18 protein-coding genes are annotated in these 21,595 nt (G+C 41.9%); 13 read left to right on the top strand and 5 right to left on the bottom strand.

Annotated features, from left to right (window positions below; all coding sequences use genetic code 11):
* The first annotated feature begins 32 nt into the window (after positions 1 to 32).
* The 4 genes from ilvC (at position 33) to HMPREF0850_RS12095 (ending at position 3,676) form a co-directional block, all read left to right on the top strand.
* A complete protein-coding gene (ilvC, locus tag HMPREF0850_RS12110) occupies positions 33 to 1,055 on the top strand; it encodes a ketol-acid reductoisomerase (protein WP_000290683.1) in 1,023 nt (340 codons plus the stop codon).
* Between the two features lie 78 nt (positions 1,056 to 1,133).
* Entirely contained in the window at positions 1,134 to 2,384 is a 1,251-nt protein-coding gene (gene ilvA / locus HMPREF0850_RS12105; protein WP_000947308.1) for a threonine ammonia-lyase IlvA, read from the top strand.
* Positions 2,385 to 2,461: 77 nt separating this feature from the next.
* On the top strand, positions 2,462 to 3,358 hold the full coding sequence (locus tag HMPREF0850_RS12100; RefSeq protein ID WP_000242874.1) for an SPFH domain-containing protein: 897 nt from the start codon (positions 2,462 to 2,464) through the stop codon (positions 3,356 to 3,358).
* 102 nt (positions 3,359 to 3,460) lie between these two features.
* Positions 3,461 to 3,676: a capsule biosynthesis transcriptional regulator gene (locus HMPREF0850_RS12095; protein WP_001130035.1), complete on the top strand. Its 216-nt coding sequence runs from the start codon at positions 3,461 to 3,463 to the stop codon at positions 3,674 to 3,676.
* A gap of 93 nt (positions 3,677 to 3,769) precedes the next feature.
* On the opposite strand, the gene HMPREF0850_RS12090 is transcribed toward HMPREF0850_RS12095, so the two are convergent.
* Entirely contained in the window at positions 3,770 to 4,510 is a 741-nt protein-coding gene (locus HMPREF0850_RS12090; protein WP_001075499.1) for an amino acid ABC transporter ATP-binding protein, read from the bottom strand.
* Entirely contained in the window at positions 4,510 to 6,072 is a 1,563-nt protein-coding gene (locus HMPREF0850_RS12085; protein WP_000732052.1) for an ABC transporter substrate-binding protein/permease, read from the bottom strand. Before HMPREF0850_RS12085 ends, HMPREF0850_RS12090 begins: the two co-directional genes overlap by 1 nt.
* Positions 6,073 to 6,204: 132 nt before the next feature.
* Here HMPREF0850_RS12085 and HMPREF0850_RS12080 point away from each other — a divergent pair, with 132 nt between their 5' ends.
* The gene (locus HMPREF0850_RS12080; protein ID WP_000750615.1) at positions 6,205 to 8,094 is read left to right on the top strand and encodes a DUF2207 domain-containing protein; all 1,890 of its coding nucleotides are present in this window, start codon (positions 6,205 to 6,207) and stop codon (positions 8,092 to 8,094) included.
* Between the two features lie 61 nt (positions 8,095 to 8,155).
* On the top strand, positions 8,156 to 9,001 hold the full coding sequence (locus HMPREF0850_RS12075; protein WP_000273565.1) for an undecaprenyl-diphosphate phosphatase: 846 nt from the start codon (positions 8,156 to 8,158) through the stop codon (positions 8,999 to 9,001).
* Positions 9,002 to 9,034: 33 nt separating this feature from the next.
* Here the strand turns inward: HMPREF0850_RS12075 and dinB are convergent, their stop codons facing one another.
* Positions 9,035 to 10,096 (bottom strand): DNA polymerase IV, encoded by a 1,062-nt coding sequence (gene dinB, locus HMPREF0850_RS12070; RefSeq protein WP_000904542.1) that lies wholly within the window; start codon positions 10,094 to 10,096, stop codon positions 9,035 to 9,037.
* 236 nt (positions 10,097 to 10,332) lie between these two features.
* Here dinB and pflB point away from each other — a divergent pair, with 236 nt between their 5' ends.
* The gene (gene pflB, locus HMPREF0850_RS12065; RefSeq protein ID WP_000260613.1) at positions 10,333 to 12,648 is read left to right on the top strand and encodes a formate C-acetyltransferase; all 2,316 of its coding nucleotides are present in this window, start codon (positions 10,333 to 10,335) and stop codon (positions 12,646 to 12,648) included.
* Between the two features lie 391 nt (positions 12,649 to 13,039).
* The gene (locus tag HMPREF0850_RS12060; RefSeq protein ID WP_001063429.1) at positions 13,040 to 15,145 is read left to right on the top strand and encodes an ATP-dependent Clp protease ATP-binding subunit; all 2,106 of its coding nucleotides are present in this window, start codon (positions 13,040 to 13,042) and stop codon (positions 15,143 to 15,145) included.
* 59 nt (positions 15,146 to 15,204) lie between these two features.
* Here the strand turns inward: HMPREF0850_RS12060 and HMPREF0850_RS12055 are convergent, their stop codons facing one another.
* A complete protein-coding gene (locus HMPREF0850_RS12055; RefSeq protein ID WP_000032544.1) occupies positions 15,205 to 15,687 on the bottom strand; it encodes an S-ribosylhomocysteine lyase in 483 nt (160 codons plus the stop codon).
* Positions 15,688 to 15,962: 275 nt separating this feature from the next.
* Between HMPREF0850_RS12055 and HMPREF0850_RS12050 the strand changes: the two genes are divergently transcribed.
* The 5 genes from HMPREF0850_RS12050 to HMPREF0850_RS12030 are packed head-to-tail and all read left to right on the top strand — an operon-like array spanning position 15,963 to position 19,891.
* Entirely contained in the window at positions 15,963 to 16,670 is a 708-nt protein-coding gene (locus HMPREF0850_RS12050; protein ID WP_000400712.1) for an ABC transporter ATP-binding protein, read from the top strand.
* A 1-nt stretch (position 16,671) separates the two neighbouring features.
* Positions 16,672 to 17,460, top strand: coding sequence for a lantibiotic ABC transporter permease (locus tag HMPREF0850_RS12045; protein ID WP_000665381.1), 789 nt, complete (start codon positions 16,672 to 16,674; stop codon positions 17,458 to 17,460).
* Positions 17,460 to 18,182, top strand: coding sequence for a hypothetical protein (locus HMPREF0850_RS12040; RefSeq protein WP_000588282.1), 723 nt, complete (start codon positions 17,460 to 17,462; stop codon positions 18,180 to 18,182). The genes HMPREF0850_RS12045 and HMPREF0850_RS12040 overlap by 1 nt, the downstream gene beginning before the upstream one ends.
* A 12-nt stretch (positions 18,183 to 18,194) precedes the next feature.
* On the top strand, positions 18,195 to 18,893 hold the full coding sequence (locus tag HMPREF0850_RS12035; protein ID WP_000404916.1) for a response regulator transcription factor: 699 nt from the start codon (positions 18,195 to 18,197) through the stop codon (positions 18,891 to 18,893).
* Positions 18,860 to 19,891 (top strand): sensor histidine kinase, encoded by a 1,032-nt coding sequence (locus HMPREF0850_RS12030; RefSeq protein WP_001007875.1) that lies wholly within the window; start codon positions 18,860 to 18,862, stop codon positions 19,889 to 19,891. The genes HMPREF0850_RS12035 and HMPREF0850_RS12030 overlap by 34 nt, the downstream gene beginning before the upstream one ends.
* A 132-nt stretch (positions 19,892 to 20,023) precedes the next feature.
* On the opposite strand, the gene HMPREF0850_RS12025 is transcribed toward HMPREF0850_RS12030, so the two are convergent.
* The gene (locus HMPREF0850_RS12025; RefSeq protein ID WP_000743606.1) at positions 20,024 to 21,508 is read right to left on the bottom strand and encodes a DUF1846 domain-containing protein; all 1,485 of its coding nucleotides are present in this window, start codon (positions 21,506 to 21,508) and stop codon (positions 20,024 to 20,026) included.
* Positions 21,509 to 21,595 lie beyond the last annotated feature (87 nt).

Raw genomic sequence — 21,595 nt, 5'->3', positions numbered from 1 at the left:
AGGCAATAAATAATAGAAAAGAGAGAAAAACTATGGCAGTTCAAATGGAATACGAAAAAGATGTAAAAGTAGCAGCACTTGACGGAAAAAAAATCGCCGTTATCGGTTATGGTTCACAAGGACATGCGCATGCGCAAAACTTGCGTGACTCAGGTCGTGATGTCATCATCGGTGTACGTCCTGGTAAATCTTTTGACAAAGCAAAAGAAGATGGATTTGACACTTATACAGTAGCAGAAGCCACTAAATTGGCTGACGTTATCATGATCTTGGCACCAGATGAAATCCAACAAGAATTGTACGAAGCAGAAATCGCTCCAAACTTGGAAGCTGGAAATGCAGTTGGATTTGCCCATGGTTTCAACATCCACTTTGAATTTATCAAAGTTCCTGCAGATGTAGATGTCTTCATGTGTGCTCCTAAAGGACCAGGTCACTTGGTACGTCGTACTTATGAAGAAGGTTTTGGTGTTCCAGCTCTTTATGCAGTTTACCAAGACGCTACAGGAAATGCGAAAAATATTGCCATGGACTGGTGTAAAGGGGTTGGAGCAGCTCGTGTAGGTTTGCTTGAAACAACTTACAAAGAAGAAACAGAAGAAGATTTGTTTGGTGAACAAGCCGTACTTTGTGGTGGTTTGACTGCCCTTATCGAAGCAGGTTTTGAAGTCTTGACAGAAGCAGGCTATGCTCCAGAATTGGCTTACTTTGAAGTTCTTCATGAAATGAAATTGATCGTTGACTTGATCTATGAAGGTGGATTCAAGAAAATGCGTCAATCTATTTCAAACACTGCTGAATACGGTGACTATGTATCAGGTCCACGTGTGATTACTGAGCAAGTTAAAGAAAACATGAAAGCTGTCTTGGCAGACATCCAAAATGGTAAATTTGCAAATGACTTTGTAAATGACTACAAGGCTGGCCGTCCAAAGCTCACTGCTTACCGTGAACAAGCAGCTAATCTTGAAATTGAAAAAGTTGGTGCAGAATTACGTAAAGCAATGCCATTCGTTGGTAAAAACGATGACGATGCTTTCAAAATCTACAACTAATTCTTAGAATAAAAACAGAAGGCGAGTTGGGGGGTACCTAACTCGCTTTTTACCTTGTAAAGTATTTGAGGAGGAGACATGCTAAGTGCAAAAGATGTGGTGAAAGCCCACAAAGTTTTAAGTGGTGTAGTAGTCAATACACCACTGGAATATGATCATTATTTATCGGAGAAATATGGTGCTAAGATTTATCTGAAAAAGGAAAATGCGCAACGAGTTCGCTCTTTTAAAATTCGTGGAGCTTATTATGCCATTTCACAATTGACAAAAGAAGAACGTGAGCGAGGTGTGGTCTGTGCATCAGCGGGAAATCACGCCCAAGGTGTCGCATACACTTGTAAGGAGATGAAGATTCCTGCGACAATTTTTATGCCCATCACAACACCGCAACAAAAGATTGGGCAGGTTCGCTTTTTTGGTGGAGAGTTTGTGACAATCAAGTTGGTTGGGGATACCTTTGATGCTTCTGCTAAGGCAGCGCAAGAGTTTACGTTGTCAGAAAACCGTACCTTCATTGATCCTTTTGATGATATCCATGTTCAAGCTGGTCAAGGGACTGTGGCCTATGAAATTCTTGAAGAAGCCCGTAAAGAGTCTATTGATTTTGATACAGTACTAGTTCCGGTAGGTGGTGGCGGACTGATTGCAGGGGTTTCGACCTATATCAAAGAAACCAATCCCGCTATCGAGGTGATTGGTGTAGAAGCCAATGGTGCCCGTTCGATGAAGGCAGCCTTTGAGGCTGGAGGACCAGTTAAACTCAAAGAAATTGACAAATTTGCTGATGGCATAGCTGTGCAGAAAGTTGGGCAGTTGACTTATGAAGCAACTCGTCAGAATGTTGAAACTCTTATTGGAGTAGATGAGGGTTTGATTTCGGAGACCTTGATTGATCTTTATTCTAAGCAAGGGATTGTCGCCGAACCTGCTGGAGCGGCCAGCATTGCAGCCTTGGAAGTTCTATCAGACTATATCAAAGGTAAGACGATTTGCTGTATCATTTCTGGGGGAAATAACGATATCAACCGTATGCCAGAGATGGAAGAACGTGCCTTGATTTACGATGGCATCAAGCATTACTTTGTAGTCAATTTCCCACAACGTCCAGGAGCTCTACGAGAGTTTGTAAATGACATTTTGGGGCCAAATGATGACATCACTCGTTTTGAATATATCAAACGAGCAAGCAAGGGGACAGGGCCAGTCTTGATTGGGATTGCTCTTGCTGATAAGCATGATTATGCTGGCTTGATTCATCGGATGGAAAAGTTTGACCCATCTTATATCAATCTAAACGGAAATGAGACCTTGTATAATATGCTAGTCTAAAATAAATTTGCTATCATATTATTTGCCAATTTCCTATAATGATGCTATAATGATGGTGACGAAAGGGGGAGATTCCCATGGTTTTACATGTTTTACTTGTTCTCTTTATTCTAGTGCTGATTGCATCAGCGATTATTATCAGCTCTGTGTATGTGGTACGACAACAGTCTGTCGCTATTATCGAGCGTTTTGGTAAATATCAAAAGTTGAGTAATAGTGGTATTCATGTACGAGCGCCTTTTGGAATTGATAGAATTGCAGCCAGAGTGCAGTTGCGTCTATTGCAAAGTGAGATCGTCGTGGAAACAAAAACACAAGATAATGTATTTGTGACCATGAATGTGGCAACTCAGTATCGAGTGAATGAAAACAATGTCACAGATGCTTACTATAAACTAATGAGACCAGAAGCTCAAATCAAATCCTATATTGAGGATGCCTTGCGTTCGTCCGTGCCGAAATTGACCTTGGATGAACTATTTGAGAAAAAAGATGAAATTGCATTAGAAGTTCAAAAGCAAGTAGCAGAAGAAATGTCTACATATGGTTACATCATTGTAAAAACACTGATTACGAAGGTTGAGCCTGACGCTGAAGTTAAACAATCAATGAATGAAATCAATGCTGCTCAACGTAAGAGAGTCGCTGCGCAAGAACTTGCAGAAGCAGATAAGATTAAAATCGTGACAGCAGCGGAAGCAGAGGCAGAAAAAGATCGCCTACACGGGGTAGGGATTGCAGAACAGCGTAAGGCTATTGTTGACGGACTTGCTGATTCTATTCAAGAATTAAAAGGAGCCAATGTTGAACTCACGGAAGCCCAGATTATGTCCATTCTATTAACAAATCAGTATTTGGATACTTTGAATAATTTCGCAGACAATAAGGGCAATAATACCATCTTCCTACCAGCAAATCCTGATGGAGTTGAAGATATACGAACAAGCATATTATCAGCTTTAAAAGCTAAGTAATAACAATTCATTATTTGTTTTCAATAAGTAGATGTTTTTTGTAGATAATCCTAAAAGAATGGATATATTTCAGTATCGTAAAGAACAAAATAGGAGAAGAACATGGCTAAATCAAACTTTGAAAAAGTAGAATCAGTTGTTGGCTGGGTTCGTGATAAGAAAATCACAGGTTACCGTATCTCTAAGGAAACAAATGCACGTGAAATGTCAATTATTGCTTTGGCACAAGGTCGTGCAAAAGTGAAAAATATTTCATTTGAAACAGCCCTAGGTTTGATTGATTTTTATGACAAGAATCATGAAAAATTTGAAGATTAAACTAGGCTTACAGGCAGATTCTTAAAATGGATCTGCCTTTTGTTTTGAAAAGAGTTAGTAAAAAGACTACATATTTTATGCAGTCTTTGTTTGTTATTTGAGATAGCGCTGAAGAAATTCTCGCGTTCGTTCTTCTTTAGGGTTCGTGAAGAGGTCTTCTGGCTTGCCTTCTTCGGCAATGACACCCTTATCCATAAAGATGACACGGTGTGAGACATCGCGGGCGAACTCCATTTCGTGGGTGACGACAATCATGGTCAAGCCTTCTTGAGCTAGATCCTGCATGATTTTAAGGACTTCACCGACCATTTCTGGATCCAGGGCAGATGTTGGTTCGTCAAAAAGGATGGCGTCAGGATTCATGGAGAGGGCGCGAGCGATGGCCACACGTTGCTTCTGGCCACCAGAGAGTTGTTTGGGTTTGGCTTGCCAGTAGCGTTCTCCCATGCCGACTTTTTCAAGATTTTCTTTGGCAATTTTTTCAGCTTCAGAGCGTTCTCGTTTAAGGACAGTCGTTTGGGCGACGATCGTATTTTCGAGAACATCGAGGTTTTCAAAGAGATTGAAGGATTGAAAAACCATTCCGAGTTTTTCCCGATAGTGAGTAAGGTCATAGCCTTTCGCAAGGACGTTTTCTCCTCGATAGAGAATCTTTCCCTCTGTAGGTGTTTCAAGTAGGTTGATAGAACGTAGGAAGGTTGATTTTCCGCTTCCTGAGCTCCCGATGATGGAGATAACCTCTCCTTTGTGGACTGACAGAGAGATGTCTTTTAAGACTTCATTTTGTCCATAGGATTTTTTGAGGTGTTTAATTTCAAGAATGGGTTGATTCATTATTTCAAGTCCTCCGTTTGCATTTGATTAGCACCTGTAGTGTAGGTATCCATGTCCATGCGTCTTTCGATAAAGCGTAGAATACGGGTCACTGTGAAGGTGAGGACAAAGTAAATCACGGCGATGATTGTAAATGTCTGGAAGTATTGATAAGTTTGGGTGGCCACAGTATTACCAGAGAAGTAGAGTTCTACCACAGAGATCACATTCAATACAGAGGTATCTTTGATATTGATGACAAACTCATTACCAGTAGCAGGTAAGATATTGCGAACGACCTGAGGTAGGACAACCTTGCGCATGGTCTGATTATGGGTCATACCAAGAGCAGTTGCGGCTTCAAATTGTCCCTTGTCGACTGCTAGGATACCTCCACGGACGATTTCTGTCATATAGGCACCAGTGTTGATTGAAACGATGAAGATGGCAGCCAGTGTACGGTCAAGGTTAATACCGAAGGCTTGTGCTGTACCGTAGTAGATAACCATAGATTGAACGATCATAGGCGTACCACGGAAAATTTCAATATAGACATTAAGGATCCAGCCAAGTAGTTTTTGCAAGCCATAGATGGCCTTGTTTTCAGATAGAGGGGCCGTACGGAAGACTCCGATTGCAAGCCCGATAATAAGCCCTGCGATGGTTCCGATAATGGAGATCAAGAGTGTGATGCCAGCACCACGCAGGAGTTGTTGCCAGTTTTCAGAAAGGATCTTAGCGACTTGACTAAAGAAACTACTTTCTTCCTCCGTTGTTGTCGCCTCAACTGGTTGCTCTTTGATCATCCGATCCATAAGAGCTACTTGTTCGTCCTTAGAAATGGTTTCGATGCTGGCATTGATTTGGCTGATGCGGCTGTCATCTTTACGAAGTCCAATGGCAATAGCGGTGTCTTCTTCTCCGGTTTCAAAGCCTTTGTCAAGCTGGACCATCTTGAATTTGGAGTTGGCAGATTCAGCGGTCAGGGCTTCAGGGCGTTCTGAAACATAGGCATCGATGACACCTGCTTCAAGTGCTTGACGCATCTGAGCAAAATCCCCCATGGCTGTTTCTTTTTTGGCACCTGGGATTTGGGAAATCAAGTCATAAAGGTAAACGCCTTGTTGAGACGTGATTTTTGCTCCGCTAAAATCGTTTAAAGATTTGGCGTTGGCATAGGCAGAGTCCTTTTTGACCAATAGAACAGGTTCACTAGTATAGTAACTGCTTGAAAAGGCAATTTCTTGTTTACGTTCAGCCGTTGGGCTCATACCTGCAATGATCATATCGATTTTGCCAGAAGTAAGAGCAGGAACAAGTCCTTCCCACTTGGTTTTAACGACCAAAGGTTCCTTACCTAGATCTTTGGCAATCTTTTTAGCAATTTGAACATCGTAGCCGTTGGCATATTGGTTGGTACCGTCGATTTTGACGGCACCGTTACTATCGTCGTCTTGGGTCCAGTTGAAGGGAGCGTAAGCTGCCTCCATCCCGATGCGTAAATATTCGTCGGCTTGGACCTGGCTAACTAATCCCAGTGTAAGGGCTAGGCTAGCAAGGATAGATAAGCATAATTTTTTCATGTTTTCTCCTATTTCTAGTCTAAAAATGACTCTCTCTATTGTATCGAAAAATAGTGAGATTTTCAATACAAGTAAGCCTTTACTTATAAAAAATGATATAATGATAGCAAAGATAAAAAGGGGGATTGTGTTGTGAAAAAGACTTTTTTCTTGCTTTTATTTAGCTTGTTTTGTATTTTACCACTCTCTGTTTTTGCGGTTGATTTCAAGATTCGCTCTTATCAAGGTGATTTGTATATTCATGCAGATAATATGGCAGAATTTAGGGAGAAAGTAGTATATCATTTTGATGAGGATTTTAATGGACAACTAGTAGGACTTGGTCGTGCTGGTAAGATGCCAAAGGGCTTTGAAATAGATTCCAGTCCGAAGGTTCAGGTATGGAAAAATGCTGCTGCCATTGAAAATGTCAATAGTGAAGTGATAGAAGAATCGGAAGGGTATACTGTAAAAGTGTATAATCCAGGCCAAGAGGGGGATACCGTTGAAGTGGTAATCACATGGCAACTAAAAAATCTCCTATTTCTATATGATGATATTGCGGAACTTAATTGGCAACCTCTGACGGATAGTTCAGAACCTATCGAAAATTTTGAGTTTCGAGTAATGGGCTTTAATGGAGCAGAAAAACTTTTCTTTCATACAGGGAAACTCTTTACAGAGGGCAATGTAGAGAAGATAGATAGTGTTTATCGTGTTCATTTACAGAATCTACCTCGCCAGCGTGGGGTTGAATTGCATGCATATTGGCCTAGAAAAGATTTTGGAACAGCTTTGGATCAGGGATTGAAAGGCAATCGTTTAGCAGAATTTGAAAAAATAGAGGAATCCATTACTGCTGAAAAAACTCAAAGTAAAGCTCTGGCTACGTGGATTATCCCTTTACTGCTCTCGATTTCTTTAGTCTTAAGTGTCATTTTCTACCACATTTACAGAAGAAAAACCTCCCCATCGAAGAAATATGCTAAAAATCACCGTCTCTATGAACCGCCAATGGACTTAGAACCGATGGTTTTATCGGAAGCTGTTTACTCCACTTCTTTAGAGGAAGTCAGTCCCTTGACCAAGGGAGGCGGGAAGTTCACCTTTGACCAACTCGTTCAGGCAACCTTGTTGGATGTAATCGACCGTGGAAATGTTTCAATCATCTCAAATGGAGACGAGGTCCGTCTAAAAGTCGTAAAAGAAAAAGGATTAGCAAGTTTTGAAAAAGATTGCCTTAATTTGACCTTTTCAGGAAGAGAGGAAGTGCTTGTTTCAGATTTGTTTGCAGATTACCAAGTGTCAACTAGTCTTTACCAAGGTGCAAAAGCAGCTGATGAAAAAAGGATTCAGAAAACAGGACGTAAGCTTAAGTCGTCTTTCGAGCAAGCTCTGAAGCAGATGCAGGATGGGGTGAGAAAGCGGGTTTCCTCTTTGCAACTTCCAGATTATTATCGTCCACTGAGTAATGGAGAAAAAATCTTGCGATTGACGATAGGTGTCTCTACGCTTCTACCTGCTTTCGTTGGTTTTGGCTGGTTCTTGTACAGTTTGGATGCTCATGGGTATCTTTCCCTGCCACTTCCTATCCTTGGGTTTGTGAGCTTGATGTTAGCTGCCGTCTATTATTGGACAACCCGATTTGATACTCGTGATGGTGTTTTAAATGAAGAAGGGTTAGAAGCGTACTATCTCTGGACTAGTTTTGAAAACATGCTTCGCGATATCGCCCATCTAGACAAGGCAGAATTAGAAAGTATTGTTCTTTGGAATCGCCTCCTTGTCTATGCTACTTTATTTGGTTATGCGGACAAGGTGAGTCATTTGATGAAATCTTATCAGATTCAAGTTGAGAACCCAGATATCAATCTTTACGTAGCTTATGGCTGGCACAGTATGTTTTATCATTCAACTGCTCAAATGAGTCACTATGCTAGTATTGCAAACACAGCAAGTACCTACTCTGTATCTTCTGGAAGTGGAAGTTCTGGCGGAGGATTCTCAGGAGGAGGTGGCGGTGGTAGTATCGGAGCCTTCTAGAAAAAATCTATCGCAACATCCGAAATTATGCTATAATAGAGGACAGAAAAAGGAGTAATGTATGTATTTTATTGAAATTTTGAAGTCAATCTTTTTTGGGATTGTTGAAGGAATTACAGAATGGTTGCCCATTTCAAGTACAGGACACTTGATCTTGGTGGAAGAATTTGTCCAATACAAGGACCAAAATGAAGCCTTCATGTCCATGTTTAATGTTGTCATTCAGCTTGGCGCTATTTTAGCAGTTATGGTCATTTACTTTAACAAGCTCAATCCCTTCAAACCTGGTAAAAACAAGGTCGAAGTTCGTAGAACTTGGCAATTGTGGTCAAAAGTCTTCGTTGCAACCTTGCCTTTGCTATTGGTCTTTAAACTAGATGATTGGTTTGATGCCAATTTCCATAACATGGTTTCGGTTGCCATTATGTTGATTATCTATGGTGTTGCCTTTATCTATCTTGAAAAACGAAATAAGGCGCAAGCCATTGAACCAACAGTAACAGAGCTAGACAAGTTGCCTTATAAAACAGCTCTTTACATTGGACTCTTCCAAGTCCTCGCCCTCTTCCCAGGAACGAGCCGTTCAGGTGCCACTATCGTCGGTGGTTTGTTGAATGGAACGAGTCGCTCTGTTGTAACAGAGTTCACCTTCTATCTCGGAATTCCTGTTATGTTCGGAGCTAGTGCTTTGAAGATTTTCAAATTTATTAAAGCAGGTCAACTCTTGAGTATTGGGCAATTATTCCTGCTCTTAGTCGCTATGGGTGTTGCCTTCGCGGTCAGCATGGTTGCTATTCGTTTCTTGACCAGCTATGTGAAGAAACACGACTTTACACTCTTTGGTAAATACCGTATTGTACTCGGTAGTGTCTTGTTGCTCTATAGTTTTGTGCGTTTGTTTGTATAAGAAAAAGCTTGAGGGAATTTTCCTTCAAGCTTTTTAAAATCCTGTCACTGTAATTCCTAGTAGACGGATACCTTTCTCTTTTTCAGCTAGTTCTTCGTAGAGTTGAAGGGCAGTTTGAGAAATCTGACTAGCGTCCTGTGTTGCTTGTGAGAGGCTTTTCCGCCTAGTTAGAGTGGAGAAGTCAGTATAACGAATTTTAAGGATAATGATTTTTCCAGCTTTGTCTTGTTTGCTGAGATTGTGAGCTACTTTTTCAGATAGAAGAGTCAGCTCTTTTTTGATGTCCTCTTCAGCCTGGAGAATCTTACCATAGGTTTTCTCTTTGCCGATGGACTTACGAATACGATTGGATTTGACTGGAGAATTGTGAATGCCCCTAGCCTTTCGATAAAGATCAAAACCGAGTCTGCCAAACCGATCGATTAAAGTGACTTCAGAAACGTCTAATAAGTCTGCGCCAGTATAAATACCCATTTCATGAAGCCTTTCCACTGTTTTCTTGCCCACTCCATGAAATTTAGCAATATCCATTTGTTTGAGAAAATCTTGGACCTGGTCAGGGAGGATAACTGTCAAACCATGTGGCTTTTGATAATCGCTGGCCATTTTAGCTAAAAATTTATTGTAAGAAACGCCAGCAGAAGCAGTCAGGTGTAGTTCCTGCCAGATATCCTGTTGGATGAGACGAGCTATTTTGACGGCTGACTTGATACCGAGTTTATTTTCTGTCACATCCAAGTAGGCCTCGTCAATACTCATAGGTTCAATCAGATCGGTGTAACGTTTAAAAATAGCTCGAATCTCAAGTCCCACAGTTTTGTATTTTTCATAATTGCCCGAGATAAAGACGGCTTGAGGACAACGCTCATAAGCTTCTTTAGAACTCATGGCAGAGTGAATGCCAAAGGCTCGTGCCTCGTAGCTACAAGTAGACACAACTCCCCGTCCGCCTGTTTGTCTGGGATCACTCCCAATGATGACAGGCTTGCCCTTTAACTTAGGATTATCTCTTATTTCCACCGCAGCAAAAAAGGCATCCATGTCGATATGGATGATTTTTCTGGACAAATCATTAATCAATGGAAATATGAGCATTTTGCTTCCTTTCTAATGTCATTTTTTATTCATTATACCTTTTTTTCTGAAAAAATGGAAAAGAGTACTCATTCTTTCAAATATATAATACAGATCGTACCGATAAACGGACTGTATTAGAAAAGAAAGTGATAAAAAAGCCTTTTTTCGCTTGTTGAAATCGGTTACTGTATGGTATACTGATCTCATGAATGTAACAGATGACTGTTACTAGAAAGAAAAATGAGGACATTAACATGGTTGTTAAGACAGTTGTTGAAGCACAAGATATTTTTGATAAAGCTTGGGAAGGCTTCAAAGGCGTAGATTGGAAAGAAAAAGCAAGTATTTCTCGCTTCGTTCAAGCCAACTACACACCTTACGATGGAGATGAAAGTTTCCTTGCTGGACCAACAGAACGTTCACTTCACATCAAAAAAATCGTAGAAGAAACAAAAGCACACTACGAAGAAACTCGTTTCCCAATGGACACTCGTCCAACATCTATTGCTGATATTCCTGCTGGATTTATCGACAAAGAAAACGAATTGATCTTTGGTATCCAAAACGATGAACTCTTCAAATTGAACTTCATGCCAAAAGGTGGTATCCGTATGGCTGAAACTACTTTGAAAGAAAATGGATACGAACCAGACCCAGCTGTTCACGAAATCTTTACTAAATACGTAACAACAGTTAACGACGGTATCTTCCGTGCCTACACTTCAAACATTCGTCGTGCTCGTCACGCTCACACTGTAACTGGTCTTCCAGATGCCTACTCACGTGGACGTATCATCGGTGTTTACGCACGTCTTGCTCTTTACGGTGCAGACTACTTGATGCAAGAAAAAGTAAACGACTGGAATGCAATTAAAGAAATTGATGAAGAAACAATCCGTCTTCGTGAAGAAGTAAACCTTCAATACCAAGCATTGCAACAAGTTGTTCGCTTGGGTGACCTTTACGGAGTTGATGTCCGCAAACCAGCGATGAACACGAAAGAAGCTATCCAATGGGTTAACATCGCCTTCATGGCTGTCTGCCGTGTTATCAATGGTGCTGCTACATCTTTAGGACGTGTGCCAATCGTATTGGATATCTTTGCAGAACGTGACCTTGCTCGTGGTACATTTACTGAATCAGAAATCCAAGAGTTCGTTGATGATTTCGTTATGAAACTTCGTACAGTTAAATTTGCTCGTACAAAAGCTTATGACCAATTGTACTCAGGTGATCCAACCTTCATCACAACTTCAATGGCTGGTATGGGTAACGATGGTCGTCACCGTGTTACTAAGATGGACTACCGTTTCTTGAACACTCTTGACAACATCGGTAACTCTCCAGAGCCAAACTTGACAGTTCTTTGGACTGACAAATTGCCATACAACTTCCGTCGCTACTGTATGCATATGAGCCACAAACACTCTTCTATCCAATACGAAGGTGTAACAACAATGGCTAAAGACGGATACGGAGAAATGAGCTGTATCTCATGCTGTGTGTCACCACTTGACCCAGAAAACGAAGATCAACGCCACAACATCCAGTACTTCGGTGCTCGTGTAAACGTTCTTAAAGCTCTTCTTACTGGTTTGAACGGTGGTTACGACGATGTCCACAAAGACTACAAAGTATTTGACATCGATCCTATCCGTGACGAAGTTCTTGAATTCGAATCAGTTAAAGCGAACTTTGAAAAATCTCTTGACTGGTTGACTGACACTTACGTAGATGCTTTGAACATCATCCACTACATGACTGACAAGTACAACTACGAAGCTGTTCAAATGGCCTTCTTGCCAACTAAACAACGTGCCAACATGGGATTCGGTATCTGTGGATTTGCTAACACTGTTGATACATTGTCAGCTATCAAATACGCTACCGTTAAACCAATCCGTGATGAAGATGGCTACATATACGATTACGAAACAATCGGTGAATACCCACGTTGGGGTGAAGATGACCCACGTTCAAACGAATTGGCAGAATGGTTGATCGAAGCTTACACAACTCGTCTACGTAGCCACAAACTTTACAAAGACGCAGAAGCTACAGTATCACTTTTGACAATCACATCTAACGTTGCTTACTCTAAACAAACTGGTAACTCACCAGTCCACAAAGGTGTATACCTCAACGAAGATGGTTCTGTGAACTTGTCTAAACTTGAATTCTTCTCACCAGGTGCTAACCCATCTAACAAAGCTAAAGGTGGATGGTTGCAAAACTTGAACTCACTTGCTAGCCTAGACTTTGGTTACGCAGCTGACGGTATCTCATTGACAACTCAAGTTTCTCCACGTGCTCTTGGTAAGACTCGTGACGAGCAAGTTGATAACTTGGTAACAATCCTTGATGGTTACTTTGAAAACGGTGGACAACACGTTAACTTGAACGTTATGGACTTGAACGATGTTTACGAAAAGATCATGTCAGGTGAAGACGTTATCGTACGTATCTCTGGATACTGTGTAAACACTAAATACCTCACTCCAGAACAAAAAACTGAATTGACACAACGTGTCTTCCACGAAGTTCTTTCAATGGATGACGCATTGAGCTAAGATTCAATTGTAATAGAGAAAAGCCAGTCGATATGACTGGCTTTTTGTGTGCTTAAAAATTTTTTAAAAAATAGTCAAATTTGGTCAAAAATTATTGACTTTTACTGACCAATGTGATATAGTAGAAACATAAGGAAAATGAATTCCTTAAAAAGCTCATTTTCAACGAATTAGTCTTTGAGAATGAGGTATAGAATCCCGAGAAAGGGGTGAGGCCTATGTTAAATCTAACAGACTTTGAAAAGAAGATGATAGAAGGCTTATTTAAAAAAGAAAAACCAGAAATTATACGTAGAGTAGCGAGTTAGCTAGTCTAAAATTTTTAAAACAAAGGTCAAAGATAGTCAATATCAGAGATCGCAATTAATTAACAATAAACGAGGTAAAGAATATGAACAACAACTTTAATAACTTTAACAACATGGATGATTTGTTTAACCAATTGATGGGTGGTATGCGAGGATACAGTTCTGAAAACCGTCGCTACTTGATTAATGGACGTGAAGTGACTCCTGAGGAATTTGCTCATTATCGTGCAACTGGTCAATTACCAAGAAATGTAGAATCTGATGCGCAAATGCAACAACACGCTTCAGGTATGAAGCAAGATGGTGTCCTTGCTAAACTAGGTCGTAACTTGACAGCAGAAGCTCGCGAGGGCAAATTGGATCCTGTTATCGGACGAAACAAGGAAATTCAAGAAACATCTGAAATCCTCTCACGTCGTACGAAGAACAATCCTGTACTTGTAGGAGATGCAGGTGTTGGTAAGACAGCCGTTGTCGAAGGTCTAGCACAAGCGATTGTGAATGGAGATGTTCCAGCTGCCATCAAGAACAAGGAAATTATTTCTATTGATATCTCAGGTCTTGAGGCTGGTACTCAATACCGTGGTAGCTTTGAAGAAAATGTTCAAAATCTTGTTAGCGAAGTGAAAGAAGCAGGAAATATTATCCTCTTCTTTGATGAAATTCACCAAATCCTTGGCGCTGGCTCAATCGGCGGAGACAGTGGTTCTAAAGGGCTTGCGGACATTCTCAAGCCAGCTCTCTCCCGTGGTGAGTTGACTGTTATTGGAGCGACAACTCAAGACGAATACCGTAACACCATCTTGAAAAATGCAGCTCTTGCTCGTCGTTTCAACGAAGTCAAGGTCAATGCTCCTTCAGCAGAGGATACTTTTAAAATCCTTCAAGGGATTCGTGACCTCTATCAACAACATCACAATGTTATCTTGCCAGACGAAGTCTTGAAGGCAGCAGTGGATTATTCTATCCAATACATTCCACAACGCAGCTTGCCAGATAAGGCTATCGACCTTGTCGATGTAACGGCAGCTCACTTGGCAGCTCAACATCCTGTAACAGATGTTCATGCTGTTGAACGAGAAATCGAGGCAGAAAAAGACAAGCAAGAAAAAGCTGTTGAGGCAGAAGATTTTGAAGCAGCTCTTAATGCCAAGACACGCATTGCAGAATTGGAGAAAAAAGTCGAAAACCACACAGAAGACATGAAAGTGACTGCAAGCATCAACGATGTGGCTGAATCTGTGGAACGAATGACAGGTATTCCAGTGTCACAAATGGGAGCGTCAGACATCGAACGTTTGAAAGATATGGCTCATCGCTTGGAACACAAGGTAATCGGCCAAGATAAGGCGGTTGAAGCAGTAGCTCGTGCTATCCGTCGTAACCGTGCTGGTTTTGATGAAGGCAATCGCCCAATCGGTAGCTTCCTCTTTGTAGGTCCAACTGGGGTTGGTAAGACCGAGCTCGCTAAGCAATTGGCACTGGATATGTTTGGAACTAAGGATGCTATCATTCGTTTGGATATGTCTGAATACAGTGACCGCACAGCTGTATCTAAGTTAATCGGTACAACAGCAGGTTATGTGGGTTATGATGACAATAGCAATACTTTGACAGAACGTGTTCGTCGTAATCCTTACTCTATCATTCTCTTGGACGAAATTGAAAAGGCGGATCCTCAAGTAATCACCCTTCTCCTTCAGGTCTTGGATGACGGTCGTTTGACTGATGGTCAAGGAAATACAGTGAACTTCAAGAACACGGTCATTATCGCGACATCAAATGCTGGATTTGGCTATGAAGCTAACTTGACAGAAGATGCAGATAAACCAGAATTAATGGATCGTTTGAAACCATACTTCCGTCCAGAATTCCTTAACCGCTTTAACGCAGTTATCGAGTTCTCACACTTGAATAAGGAAGACCTTTCTAAGATTGTGGACTTGATGTTGGCTGAAGTCAACCAAACCTTGGCTAAGAAAGACATTGATTTGGAAGTCAGCCAAGCAGCTAAGGACTTTATCACAGAAGAAGGCTATGACGAAGTTATGGGTGTTCGTCCTCTCCGTCGCGTGGTTGAACAACAAATTCGTGATAAGGTGACGGACTTCCACTTGGATCATCTAGATGCTAAACATTTGGAAGCAGATATGGAAGATGGCGTTTTGGTTATTCGTGAAAAAGCCTAACTCAAGATTTTGAGAATAAAAAAAGAAGGAACTAGCTAAAAGCTGGTTCCTTTTTGTGTTTAGATGACATGGCGCTCAAAGGCATCATCTGAGATTCCTTGTTCCAGGATGAGTTTTGCCCATTCTTTAGCAGAAAAGAGGCTGTGGTCCTTGTAGTTTCCGCAAGATTCGATGGTTGTTCCAGGGACATCTTCCCAAGTAGTGGTTTCAGCAATTTCCTTGAGCGAATCCTTGATAACAGCTGCAATTTCAGCACTGGTATGGCGACCCCACATAATCATGTGGAAGCCTGTGCGACACCCAAATGGTGAACAGTCAATCATGCCGTCAATTCGGGTACGGATGAGTTTGGCCAAGAGGTGTTCGATAGTGTGAAGCCCAGCAGTAGGGATAGAGTCTTCATTTGGCTGTACCAAGCGAATATCAAAGTTGGAGATGATGTCTCCCTTTGGCCCCGTTTCTTCCCCAATCAAGCGAACATAAGGTGCTTTAACAATGGTGTGGTCAAGTTCAAAACTTTCAACAATAACTTCTTTTGACATGGTCGTTCCTTTCAGTTTTCTTCTTTCATTATATCATAAAGCCTGCTCTTGATGGAGTTTAATAAATGACTTTTTGAGACTAGCATTATAACAAAGTCTCCATACAAAACCCTCAGGATTATAAAGATAAAGGAAAAGAAAAACTGAGTTCTTTCTAATGAAGCTAGAGTGACTTTTGAAAGGTGGGATCAACTTTTAGAATTTTTGCTCGATCTCTGAACTAATTCTGAACTAGATTGGATATACTGGAGAAAATAAAGATAAAGGAGTTCAGTATGGAACATATGGTGAAAATAGAAGGAGTCTGCAAGAAGCATGGCAGCAAGCAGATTTTGGAAGATATTTCTTTTACAGCTAGAAGCGGTCGGATTACAGCTTTTCTGGGTCCAAATGGTGCAGGGAAAAGTTCGACCTTGAGGATTCTCTTGGGGTTAGATCGGGCGACGTCTGGGACTGCGACTTTTGATGGGCAAACCTATCAGTCAATGACCTATCCGCTCAGAACGGTAGGTGCAGCCTTTGACGGCATTGGCGGTTTGCCAAATCGAAAGGTCTATGACCACTTGAGGATTATTGCAGCGAGTAATGCCATTCCCAAGTCTCGGATCGATGAGGTTTTGGAGATGACTGGAATCGCTTATAAGAGGAAGGACCTCTTATCAAGCCTGTCTCTAGGGGAAAGTCAGCGGCTGGGTTTGGCAGCAGCTTTGCTGGGCGATCCTCAGTTTCTTATATTAGATGAGCCGACTAATGGACTGGATCCAAGTGGGATTAAGTGGTTTAGAAAGTTCATTCGTCAGCAGGCTGATTTAGGGAAAACGGTACTTCTATCTTCTCATATCCTGTCAGAGGTGCAAATGGTGACAGATGATGTAGTCTTGATTCATCATGGGCGAATTATTGAGCAGGGACGATTGGAAGAGGTGCTACAAGATTCAGACAGTCTAGAAGATCTCTTCTTTGATTTGACAGAGGAGGTTTAGGATGAAAGAAACGATGTCTTTATTGCATTCAGAATGGTTGAAAATTCGCTCAACCAAGGCTTTCAGAGTGAGTATGGCCTTCATGCTGCTCTTGGTGCCTGCCGTATCCTGGCTAGAGGGCCGACAGTATTTGTCCATTGGCTTGGATGCCACCCCTGAGATGGTTCCCGGTCTGGCAGAAGCCATTGATCCGCTGGAATATCTGGGTCTCAACGGGGCATCTATGGCGGGCATGGTTTTGGTCATCTTAGCTGGAATTTTGGGAGCTATGGAATTTCAGTCTCATAGCTTGAGAACCAGTCTTTTATCCTGTAATAACCGTCTGAAGCTGCTTGTCGGAAAACTCATGACCTTCACTTGCTTTTCTCTTGCCACTAGCTTTTTATCAATTTACTTTAGTTATATGGTCATGCATCTGGCTTTAGGAAAGGAAGGGCTTGATCCGATTCTGCTCAATCAGGTAGCTTGGAGTTTGATTTTGTGGAAAACTTTATCTCTAACCTTATTAGGAATCCTTTCGTTTTTGTTAGGTTTATTGGCTCGGACCATGCTAGTTCCTCTGCTTTTTCTCGTGCCACAGATCTATAATCTGGGAAACTACCTGGCAGCTCACACGAGTTGGGGGGCTTATTTGCCACAGCCGGCAGGAGAGTTGTTTACTGCAACGCCGACTTCCCAATATGCCAACAATCCCTCACAAGGACTGTTGATACTTGGTGCATGGTTACTAGTCATCGGCGGTATTACCTCTCTGCGCTTTTTGAAGACGGATTTAGGAGGGCGATACTGATGATAAAAGCTCTACTTAGAAGCGAATGGATTAAGTTCCGTTCTTACTATCTCGCTCTTGGTGCCGCCTTGGTGGCTCTGGTAGTCGTTCCTTTTTTTCTGATGAATCTTGACTACAGTCAGACAGCAGTTGGCCAGACGAAGGCTCTGAGCGAGGCTTTGCATGCCCTCTATCTGGCGCAGCCTGTCATCGTCATCTTTACTTCCCTCTATTTTGCCCAGGAGTTTGTCAAGTCAGGGATGCGAACGAATTTTCTAACCGTATCAAATAGAAAGGCTTGGTTGGCTGGGAAAAGCCTTTTTCTGGCCTTGCTGCTCTTGGCTCTCTACAGTGTCGTGATAGGCAGTTGTTTCCTTGTTATGCTGGCTCGTTTTGACCTAGCCTTCAGCTGGTCCTTACTGGGGGAATTCCTCTATTACAGCTCTTTTGGTCTTCTCAGCAATCTTTTTCTGGCTTTTTTAGCAGCTGGACTCGCTTTGCTCTTTCAATCTTGGATTGTGCCGGTGTCGGTGCTCTTTCCTCTCTTGATTGGTCTCAGCCGTCTATTGGCAACTTTCATCAAAGAAGCAAAATACCTGCCCGATCTGGCTACGCTAAATCTTTTTGAGTATGAAGGGCTTCAGCATTCAATAGATCTATCAGGGCTGGGAACACAGCTGTTATGGTTAGCTTTGGTTTGGAGCTCTGCTATATTCTTAACCTTGAAACGAGATGTTCGCTAGAGGTATGCTATAATGGAAATTATGAGACAGTATCGTATTTTGGTGGTTGATGACGACCAAAGCATTTTGAAGCTGGTGAAAAACGTCCTAGAGCTTGATGCTTATGATGTGACGACGCTTGATCAGATAGAAGAGCTAGAGCTGACGCATTTTGTCGGATATGACTTGATTCTGCTGGATGTGATGATGGAGCCTGTAAATGGTTTTGAGCTGTGTTCCTACATTCGTCCTCATCTTTCGTGTCCAATCATCTTTCTGACGGCCAAGGAGTTGGAGGCGGACAAGGTGGAAGGGCTCTTTCGTGGAGCAGATGACTATGTTGTCAAGCCTTTTGGAACCAAAGAATTGCTGGCGCGTGTCAGAGCTCATCTTCGGCGGGAGGAAAGACGTGAGGAGCGCTATTCTGAAATTGCTTCTTGTCAATTTTATCCGGAGCGCTATGAAGTTGCCTGTTTTGGTAAAGTCTTGAAATTCTCAGAGCGAGAGTTTAAATTGCTGCATTTACTAGCTAGCAATCCCAAACAGACCTTTTCAGCTGAACGCCTGCATACCTTACTTTATCCAGAAAGCTCAGAAACACAGCTTCGCTCCATCTCAGAATATGTATATCAGATTCGCCAAAAATGCAAACAAGAAGGGCTGCAAGCAATCGCAACAGTGAGAGGAGTAGGCTATAGATGGCAATTAGAACCCGAAATTTCAAAAGCCTAGTCTGGACAACCAGTTTAAAAATCGTCTTTTTTCATGTTTTGATTTTTGTGCTTATCGGCTATGAATTTACACAAGGCAGCGATTATGCCCTTTTCACCTTGTTCTTTTGGGCAGGGAGCTTGCTGCTGATTACTTTTTATCATATTTTGAAATTGCTCCGAAAAATCGACAGGGAAATAAAAATGCTAAGGAGCGAGAAGCTTTTAGAAGAAAATCAAAGCCAGCTTTTTCGGATCGAGGAAATGCTAGAAGTTTATAGCGATTTACGAAGCAGCCATCAAGAAAATGCTCGTCTTCTAGAAAAAGAGCAGCAGCATAATCAGGAATTGATTCTACAGCTATCAGCGACATCGCACGATTTGAAAACGCCCTTAACTGTGATTAAGGGGAATGCTGAGCTCTTGGAATTGGCGCAGTTGAGCCAGCCTCAGGCAGACTATGCTGCTGAGATTTTGCAGGCTAGTCACAAGATGGAAGAGTATTGTGGCTCTTTGATTGATTACGCTAAGACTTTTCAGATTGATTCTAATCAGTTCATTCAGCTTTCCTTGGAGGACTTTTTGGCTTCTTTACAGGACGACTGGGCGCTGTTCAGCAAACAGGAAAGCCATCGTTTCTACCTCCAAGAAGATTGTGAGCTTAGTCTGATTTTGTCAATTCATTTGGACTATCTCAAGCGAGCTTTGCTCAATATTTTACTGAATGCGCTTGAACATGCAGACCAGAATCAAAAGGAAGTAAAGCTGATGGTATCAGTGCAGCAGGACCAGTTGGTTTTTGCTATCTGGAACAATGGCCCTGCATTTTCAGAGGAGATGCTGCTGGGAGCGGAACGGCTCTTTTATCAGAGTGACCAAAGCCGCAATTCAGCTAATCCCCATCATGGTATCGGCTTAGCCTTTTCTAAGCAGGTAGCTTTCTTGCACGGTGGTCGTCTGACCCTGCTCAATCCAGACCAAGGAGGCGCCTGTGTCGAGTTGACAACTTCATTGAAATAAATGAGAATTGAAAATCATAAAAACGCATAATATCAAGTGTTCAAAAGCCTTGATATTATGCGTTTTATCTTTTATCATGTAAAGATTTACTGGATTTTTCCCTCGAATTGAGTTTTATCCAGCCTTGTTTATTTACTTCCGATACAAGCGATCGTATTGGTAGAATGGGTCAAAGGTTACGTTGATGCCTAGTTTGCGAAGGACATTCTTGTCTTCGTCGGTCAAGATGATGGTTGAGTGGGCTTCGCTTCCTTTGAGGTTGCCAAGTTCTTCCATGGCACGCGCAGCATCAGGATTTTCCATAGCTGTGATTGCAAGAGCAATCAGGATTTCATTTGAATGCAGGCGTGGATTGCGACTGCCGAGATGATTAATCTTAAGGCCTTGAATTGGTTTGACAACTTCAGGCTCGATTAGTTTCACTTCTTTAGCGATGTCAGCTGATTTCTTGATGGCATTAATCAAGGCAGCGGCTGTAGGACCAAAGAGTTCTGAGTTTTTACCAGTGACAATGTCGCCAGATGGCAATTCGAGAGCTAGGGCAGGGCCACCAGTTTCTTCTGCTTTTTGGCGTGCAGCAACAGCAACCTTACGGTCTGCAGGTGTGATACCGAGGTCGTTCATGAGAAGTTCAATCTTCTTGACAGCAGATTCTCCGACTTTTTCAGCTTTAAAATCAAGTACAGTCTGATAGTAGCGACGGATGATTTCTTGTTTAGAAGCTTCGATAGCAGCTTCATTATCTGTAATAGCAAAACCAACCATGTTGACACCCATGTCTGTTGGTGAAGCGTACGGAGATTCACCGAGAATGCGTTCCAACATACGTTTGAGCACTGGGAATATTTCGATATCACGGTTGTAATTGACAGTGGTTTCTCCGTAGGTTTGGAGATGGAAGGGGTCAATCATGTTGACATCATCAAGGTCTGCTGTGGCAGCCTCGTAGGCCAAGTTGACTGGATGATGAAGGGGCAGATTCCAGACAGGGAAGGTTTCAAATTTAGCGTAGCCAGACTTGATACCATTGATTTGGTCATGGTACATGTTTGACATACAAGTTGCCAATTTCCCAGAACCAGGTCCAGGAGCAGTTACGACAATCAAGTTGCGACTGGTTTTGATGTAGTCGTTTTTCCCCATACCTTCTGGAGAAATGATGTGGTCCATATCAGTCGGGTATCCTTTGATTGGATAATGAAGATAAGAATCAATCCCGTTTTTCTCAAGTTGGTTGCGGAAGGCATCTGCAGCTGGTTGGCCAGCGTACTGTGTGATGACAACGGAACCAACAAAAATTCCCAGCTCATTGAATTTGTCAATCAAACGAAGAACTTCTTGGTCATAAGAAATGCCTAGGTCGCCACGCGCTTTAGAATGCTCGATGTTGCTTGCGTTAATAGCAATCACAACCTCAACCTGCTCTTTCAATTCTTGCAAGAGCTTGATTTTGTTGTCAGGCTCATAACCGGGAAGAACACGGGCAGCGTGGAAATCTTCTAACATTTTGCCACCAAACTCCAAATAGAGCTTGCCATCAAATTGGTTGATGCGCTCCAAGATATGGTCGCGCTGTAGATTCAAATATTGTTCAGAACTAAAAGCTTGTTTTTTCATTTTTTTACCTCTGACCTCTATTATAATAAAAAATTGGAAGATAGGAAACTACGGAGCTAAAAAAGAAATTAAAAAGATTAGGCAAAC

The organism is Streptococcus sp. M143, from assembly GCF_000162495.1.
GTDB classification, from domain to species: domain Bacteria; phylum Bacillota; class Bacilli; order Lactobacillales; family Streptococcaceae; genus Streptococcus; species Streptococcus dentisani.
Note: the sequence above shows the minus strand (reverse complement) of the source record. Positions and strands in the feature narration are given on the sequence as shown.

Coding starts and splice junctions, on each gene's coding strand:
- HMPREF0850_RS12040 (WP_000588282.1), top strand. CDS start 17,460: ATGATAAAAGCTCTACTTAGAAGCGAATGGATTAAGTTCCGTTCTTAC.
- ilvA (WP_000947308.1), top strand. CDS start 1,134: ATGCTAAGTGCAAAAGATGTGGTGAAAGCCCACAAAGTTTTAAGTGGT.
- HMPREF0850_RS12025 (WP_000743606.1), bottom strand. CDS start 21,508: ATGAAAAAACAAGCTTTTAGTTCTGAACAATATTTGAATCTACAGCGC.
- HMPREF0850_RS12100 (WP_000242874.1), top strand. CDS start 2,462: ATGGTTTTACATGTTTTACTTGTTCTCTTTATTCTAGTGCTGATTGCA.
- HMPREF0850_RS12085 (WP_000732052.1), bottom strand. CDS start 6,072: ATGAAAAAATTATGCTTATCTATCCTTGCTAGCCTAGCCCTTACACTG.
- HMPREF0850_RS12090 (WP_001075499.1), bottom strand. CDS start 4,510: ATGAATCAACCCATTCTTGAAATTAAACACCTCAAAAAATCCTATGGA.
- pflB (WP_000260613.1), top strand. CDS start 10,333: ATGGTTGTTAAGACAGTTGTTGAAGCACAAGATATTTTTGATAAAGCT.
- HMPREF0850_RS12055 (WP_000032544.1), bottom strand. CDS start 15,687: ATGTCAAAAGAAGTTATTGTTGAAAGTTTTGAACTTGACCACACCATT.
- HMPREF0850_RS12095 (WP_001130035.1), top strand. CDS start 3,461: ATGGCTAAATCAAACTTTGAAAAAGTAGAATCAGTTGTTGGCTGGGTT.
- HMPREF0850_RS12030 (WP_001007875.1), top strand. CDS start 18,860: ATGGCAATTAGAACCCGAAATTTCAAAAGCCTAGTCTGGACAACCAGT.
- ilvC (WP_000290683.1), top strand. CDS start 33: ATGGCAGTTCAAATGGAATACGAAAAAGATGTAAAAGTAGCAGCACTT.
- HMPREF0850_RS12060 (WP_001063429.1), top strand. CDS start 13,040: ATGAACAACAACTTTAATAACTTTAACAACATGGATGATTTGTTTAAC.
- HMPREF0850_RS12045 (WP_000665381.1), top strand. CDS start 16,672: ATGAAAGAAACGATGTCTTTATTGCATTCAGAATGGTTGAAAATTCGC.
- HMPREF0850_RS12075 (WP_000273565.1), top strand. CDS start 8,156: ATGTATTTTATTGAAATTTTGAAGTCAATCTTTTTTGGGATTGTTGAA.
- dinB (WP_000904542.1), bottom strand. CDS start 10,096: ATGCTCATATTTCCATTGATTAATGATTTGTCCAGAAAAATCATCCAT.
- HMPREF0850_RS12035 (WP_000404916.1), top strand. CDS start 18,195: ATGGAAATTATGAGACAGTATCGTATTTTGGTGGTTGATGACGACCAA.
- HMPREF0850_RS12050 (WP_000400712.1), top strand. CDS start 15,963: ATGGAACATATGGTGAAAATAGAAGGAGTCTGCAAGAAGCATGGCAGC.